The sequence below is a fragment of the Helicobacter marmotae genome (genome assembly GCF_003364255.1).
GTDB classification, from domain to species: Bacteria; Campylobacterota; Campylobacteria; order Campylobacterales; family Helicobacteraceae; genus Helicobacter_C; species Helicobacter_C marmotae.
The window spans coordinates 1-5,867 of record NZ_NXLR01000033.1; the positions used below are offsets into that span (position 1 = coordinate 1).

Below are 5,867 nucleotides of genomic sequence, written 5' to 3' on the forward strand. Positions count from 1 at the left end.
TCCCGCCACTATTATTGGTAAAATTAGTAATCGTCCCTGCAGGAGTGCCTCCTGTTCCTCCCGTTCCTGCTCCTCCTGTTTGCGTATTGCCATTATTAAAGGTTGTTATCATTCCGCCATTAGTGGCATTGGTAATCGTGCCGGTATTGGTGAGGGTAGTAAGCATAGAGTTCATTTTGTTATCTAGGGTTGTTATCGTCCCTCCAGTGTTACTGAGTGTGGTAAGGGTGCCGCTGTTATTTAGGCTAGCTATGCTAGCATTAGTGGCATTAGTAATGCTATCTATGGTAGCCCCGCTATTGTTAGTTAGGGTATTTATGTTTCCATTGGCATTATTTTGCAAATTAGTTATGGTAGAAGTATTGTTTAGGGTAGTAATGGTTTTTGCATTGGTAATGCTAAGTGTACCACTATTTTCCAACGTGGTTATCACTGCATTTGCTCCGGTATTAGTTACGCCATTGGTGATAGTCCCGGCATTTGTAAGCGTGGTTATTGTTCTGTTATTAGTGATTGAAGTAATCGTGGCACCGGCGTTGTTATTGAGTGCATTTATCGTGCCTGTGTTAGTGATTGGGACGATAGAACCATTGGTATTATTATTTATAGTCGTAATCGTACCAGTATTGTTAAAGGTAGCATTGGCATTGGTCGCTCTATCGCCTATGGAGCCGGTGTTGTTTATAGTGGTTATGGTGCCTTGTGCTACATTGCTAAAGCTGCCTTTGATTGTCCCAGAGTTATTTAAAGTCGTAATAACTCCGCCTTGCCCTCCACCTACAGCATTTTGGAAATTTTGCGTTATTTCTCCGGCGTTATTGAATGTAGTAATTTGTGCTGCAGAGACAAAGTTATTTATCACGCCTGTGTTTTGGTTATCTAGGGTTCCTATCTCCGTTCTGCGGGTAGCTACGCTGCCTAAAGTGATCGTGCCTGTGATATTCCCTGAATTTTCTAGCTTATCGCCAATGCTCGCTGCAGTCATACTGATAGCAGCCATATTCCCTGAGTTGATAATACTCTTGCCTTTGATGTATAAGACATTTGTAGTGGCGTTTATATTGCCTTTATTATCTAGTAAAATGCCATTATTTACTTGGCTTTCCACGGTGAAATTTGCCCCTGTGTTAAACCATATCATTTTATTAATGTTGCCTGTGGCTTCATTGACTATAGACATTTGCTCATTCACTGCTGAAATGGCTCTTTGAGCGTGGTTACTATCTATCGTGCCTTTGTTGATGATATGTGTTTTGGTGTGATTGGCGATAGCGCCATTGACTAGAGAGCCATTAAGGATAGCCCATGCATAGGCGTTACCCCCTTGTATCGTGGCATTTTCTTCTACATTTATGGTGAGTGTGTTTGCGGTATCTACGTTCATTACCACGCCAGACCAGGTTTGATTTACAGTGGTGGTGCGGGTTATGGTAACCCCGGAGCTTATAGTCAGCGTGCTATCAGCGGTGCCAGTGCTATTAGTAATATAGCCATTCATATCAGCGGTGATAGTCATATTGGTGTTGTTGCCGCTAGTAACGGTGGTGTTTGTCGAGCTAACTTGGGCAAAGCTAAGTTTAGGGGTAAGGACAAGGGCTAGGCAGCAAGCCTTTAGATGTACAAATCGCATAGGCATAAATCGCATGAGTTAAGAGCCTAGCGTAGCTTTGAATATGCGGGGGTTATAGAGGTTTTGTAATAGTGTTTTATACTTGTTTTGAATATCTTTGAGTATATGGAATATATGGCTTGTGTGCCGCGGGGGGGGGGGGCATATAGTATCCCCCTATATAGCTTATTATCATAATTTTATCCAACTTCCCATTTTTATAAATTTGTTTCCTTTTCCTTGGGGTGGAATTATAATGGGGAATTCTTAATGGGTAAAGATTTGTGTTCCTTTTAGGAGATGATAAGGCGCATTAATGGGTAGTTTTGTGCGTATTTTGTGATTGCGGGGGTTTAGGGGGAGTTTTGTGTTTAGTGGCTTTGGGAGAAGTGTGGGAGATTCTATAGGCTTGAATGCTATTGTTATGTTTTAACTTGCGTAGAGCATAAAGGGAGGGAATTTCTTTTGGCGATTGGTGAAGAATTGCTTTTTGGATTGCTAGTAGATTTTATCCCATTGTCATTCTGAGGGAGGGCGTAGCCTGACCGAAGAATCTCTTTTATATATTAGAGACTCTCTTAAGTTGTCATGTCTAGAGCTTGAGAATCAAGCAAAGAATCTCTCTTGGCTTTCTAGTGATTTCTTTAGAGATTCTTCGGTCGCACTTCGTGCTCCCTCAGAATGACAATAGGATAGGGATTGTCTAGTGGTTTTGTGAAGCGATTCTCCATAACGCTCAGAATGACAAAGTAATTTCCTTTGCGGGTAGCTAAGTTTGTCATTCTGAGGGAGTGAAACGACCGAAGAATCTCTGTTCGAATCACTAGTCGCACTTTTTGGTATTTTTGAAAGCAATTCTTTGCCCTTTATTGGGGGCTCTAGACGTGACAAAGTAACTGCCTTTCTGGTGATTCCTTTAAAGAGTCTCTAGTAGATAAGAGAGATTCTTCGGGCATAAAGCCCTCAGAATGACAAAATAACGGAGTCGCTGGTGATTCTCTTTTTTCTTTTTCTATAAGGGGGAGGGGCTTGAATTGCGAAGTCGCTCCCTCCCCCTTATATATCCCCCGCCCCGACGACGCTTTAAGAGGTGGCACTTCGTGCGATTTAATTTTATCGCAGTGAGAATATATCTCACTGCTGAAAGACATTTGGGACTTGTTGTCATTCTGAACCCCTGATAAGGGGTGAAGAATCTCTGTGGGCGACTAGCGATTCGTTTAGAGATTCTTCGCTTCGCTCAGAATGACGAAGTAATTTCCCTTGCGGGTGGCAAAGTTTGTCATTCTGAGGGAGTGAAACGACCGAAGAATCTCTGCAAGAATCACTAGTCGTGTCTTTAGTGTTTTTGAAAGCAATTCTTCAGGCTTTATAAGCCCATAAGGCATAACAAGGGGAATATGGCAAATGGGGTTAAGGCTTACTTAAGGCGTAAAGTCTCAAGTCAGCCTTTGTGTGATAGAGGGGTGTTATTTAGTACTTTCATAGATAAAAGGTACGCTTTTAATGCCCGCTTGGGTAACCTTTTGATTAATGTGCATAGTGTCTTTTACATCGATATTAGCATACTTTGCTGGGATTTTGGATTGAGGTGTATAGACTTCTCTTAGGACTTCAAGCTTTGTTTTGTCATCTTTAACATCAAATAGTCTATCGCGTATCATACTTGCTTTAGCGGGGGAGTCTTGCCCCACGAAGCCCACAATAAGCATATATACATCAGAATCAGCTAAATGTTTATCGATATTTTTAAGCTCCTTTTGGCAGGATGGGCAGTTTGGGTCAGAAACGATATAGGTGATTTTTTTAGCATTTTTATTATGAGAGCGTAAGATAATGTAATCTTCTTTTGCTATTTTTTTGAAAAGACTTTCAAGGGCTGCATTATCGGGCTTGTCATCATTGTGAGTTTGCTTGATAAGTGAGCCAACCGCCCCCATATCCTCGCTTTTTTGAGCAAAGAATACATTTGATACACCCATAATAAGCTTGCCGTCTTTGCTTGCAAAGATAGGCACTTGCATATCGCCAGCCTTGATAAGCACAAGCTTGACATCAGGGCTTGATTTGAAGTTTTCTACCTTGATGATTTCTATATCTTGTTTGGTGTTTTCTTTAATGGTGTTTTTTACATTCTCTTCAAAGCTTGCACCCAAGCAAGAGAGAGCCGCAAATGCTAAAATAGTGGGAAGCCAAAGTTTCATAATATCTCCTTAGGTTGTGCATTATGATGGGCGATTGTATAATGATATGATAAATACAAAGGTAGCGCATGGCTCAAGCAGAAATCTTAGATTCTAAACATTATCCTTATAGGGCGCATTCTTTAAAGCAGTGGCGCAATGTTTTTGTGCTCTCTTTAGGCTCTAATGTCGCTAAGCATTATAGCAGCAGCATAATGACTTTAGAATCGCTTTTTACTTGGCTTGGGGCTAAGCGTACTTTAGAAATCCTTGAGACTTCGCCTATTTGGCGTAACCCTCCTTTTGGCTTTGTGGAGCAAGATTACTTTTATAATGCCATTATGGTATGTGGGAGTAATATGGGATTAGCAGAGGTGTATAGGCTGATGTTTTATGCTGAGCGACGCTTTGGGCGAGGGCGCAAGAGAGCGTTTAAAAACGCCCCCCGTAGCCTTGATGTGGATTTGATATATTTTAATACCCTGCGGGTGAGGTTTGCGCATTTGCAAGTCCCACATAGATTCTATAAAGAGAGAGCATCAGTTATGCTCCCTCTAAGCTTTATTCGGGGCTTTTAGATTTCAGCCCTTAGGCTTATCCAGTAATTTCTGCTGGGTAAGATTCTTTGGTAATTATTTTCATAGGACGTGTTATTGTTATAGAGGAAAAAGTCTAAGAAATTCACGTTGAAAAGGTTATTTACCGCAAAACTTAATGTGTAATTTTTAAGAAATTTGTAATTTAGGGCTAAATCCACAAGCTGATAGTCTTTGTAATAATTACCTATAATCGTAGTAAGCGCAGCCTGCCCTCGTGCAGATGTAGTAAGCACAGGTGTTTTGAAGTTCCCACTCCAGCGGATATAGGCATCAAAGTTCTTGTAACGATATGTAGGCTTAATGGTAAATTTATGCTTAGGGACGGCACTTACGGGGTCTCCGGCTTGCACGCCATTGCTTAGGCTATTAGCAATTACTCGTGTGTAGGTAAAGCCATAGCTTGTATCAAGCCCAAAGCCATAAATAGGCTTTACCTTAAGGCTTGCTTCAGCCCCGCTTACCATACTTTTATCGACATTATCGTATGCAGTACACGTTCCGCTACTTGCCCCACCAAGGTTTGCACAGCCATTTGTGGAGTAAGTAAAGCCTTGAATTTTGTCTTTAAAATTCGTGTAGTAGCCTGTGAGTATGAGCATAGCAGGCTCAAAGTCCATAATCGCACTGAGTTCATAGCTATAGCTTTGCTCTGGTTTAAGGTTAGGATTACCTATGATAGAAGTAGTTGCTCCTCGTGCGGTGCTGATATTTACGCCATCAAAGGTATAGCTAAGCTGTGGTACAAGCACACCTGTGGCAATACCTGCTTTAAATGTCAGCCAATCTGTGGGGTTGTAATTCACAAAGAAGCGAGGATTTGGTATGGCATCAAAGCGATCGCTGTAGTTGTATCTTAGCCCTAGTGTTGTGCCAATGTATTCATTAATGAGGTATTCCCCCTCGGCAAAAATAGCTGCTTGGTGCATATGCTCATCAGTGCCATCTTGCTTGTTTTTAAGTCTCTCATAGAGGTAATACACTCCACCATTGAAGATAAGGCTTCCCGCCTTGCCAAAGTCAAAGTCATTGGTATAAGTGCTTTGGAATACAGCATCTGTGTTTTGAGAGCTTAAATCCCAATTTACGCCATCGCCGCTATTTCTCCCCGGGGTAAGCCCGCTTGTGTTATTCACAGGGTCTGCAGCTCTTCTTACATCATCATAATGCGGGGCTTGAGTGGTGTAGGAGTATTGGAGATATGTATTTACCCTCCCCCAATCATAGTCCATATCGTGATTAAGGATATTATTAAATTTATACCAATCTCTCACCGCTGTGTATTGGCTTGGTGAAGTATTCAAAGAGCCCGCACGTGTGAAGTAAGCCTCTGTGTCAAAATAAATATTGTGGTGCGTGCTAGGCGTGTAGTTGAGCCTACCTCCTGCATTCCACATAGTATAGCCCGTAGCACTCCATGTGGCATAGGGATTTGCATAGGGATCGCTAGCAGTGGTACCGCCACCACCTCCACCACCC

At 41.9% G+C, this 5,867-nt stretch carries 7 protein-coding genes; 2 read left to right on the plus strand and 5 right to left on the minus strand.

Translation table 11 applies throughout. The annotated features are described in order from the left end of the window. The 3 genes from CQA63_RS09090 to CQA63_RS09095 form a co-directional block, all read right to left on the minus strand. On the minus strand, positions 1–1,630 hold a 1,630-nt coding region (locus tag CQA63_RS09090), incomplete at its 3' end, for a beta strand repeat-containing protein (RefSeq protein WP_211305741.1). Between the two features lie 585 nt (positions 1,631–2,215). Continuing rightward, positions 2,216–2,500 (minus strand): hypothetical protein, encoded by a 285-nt coding sequence (locus CQA63_RS09595; protein ID WP_147288782.1) that lies wholly within the window; start codon positions 2,498–2,500, stop codon positions 2,216–2,218. After that, positions 2,488–2,760: a hypothetical protein gene (locus tag CQA63_RS09095; protein WP_115511881.1), complete on the minus strand. Its 273-nt coding sequence runs from the start codon at positions 2,758–2,760 to the stop codon at positions 2,488–2,490. Before CQA63_RS09095 ends, CQA63_RS09595 begins: the two co-directional genes overlap by 13 nt. A 36-nt stretch (positions 2,761–2,796) precedes the next feature. On the opposite strand from CQA63_RS09095, the gene CQA63_RS09955 reads away from it, so the two are divergent. Next, complete coding sequence (locus tag CQA63_RS09955) at positions 2,797–2,940, plus strand: hypothetical protein (RefSeq protein WP_158655535.1); 144 nt, start codon at positions 2,797–2,799, stop codon at positions 2,938–2,940. Between the two features lie 138 nt (positions 2,941–3,078). Here the strand turns inward: CQA63_RS09955 and CQA63_RS09100 are convergent, their stop codons facing one another. After that, positions 3,079–3,813, minus strand: coding sequence for a protein-disulfide isomerase (locus CQA63_RS09100; protein WP_104700753.1), 735 nt, complete (start codon positions 3,811–3,813; stop codon positions 3,079–3,081). Between the two features lie 68 nt (positions 3,814–3,881). On the opposite strand from CQA63_RS09100, the gene folK reads away from it, so the two are divergent. Then, on the plus strand, positions 3,882–4,370 hold the full coding sequence (folK, locus tag CQA63_RS09105) for a 2-amino-4-hydroxy-6-hydroxymethyldihydropteridine diphosphokinase (RefSeq protein WP_104700754.1): 489 nt from the start codon (positions 3,882–3,884) through the stop codon (positions 4,368–4,370). Here folK and CQA63_RS09110 read toward each other — a convergent pair. Then, positions 4,367–5,867, minus strand: a 1,501-nt coding sequence (locus CQA63_RS09110; RefSeq protein ID WP_115511882.1) for a TonB-dependent receptor plug domain-containing protein, incomplete at its 5' end; no start/stop codon positions are given. The two genes, folK and CQA63_RS09110, sit on opposite strands and share 4 nt — an antisense overlap.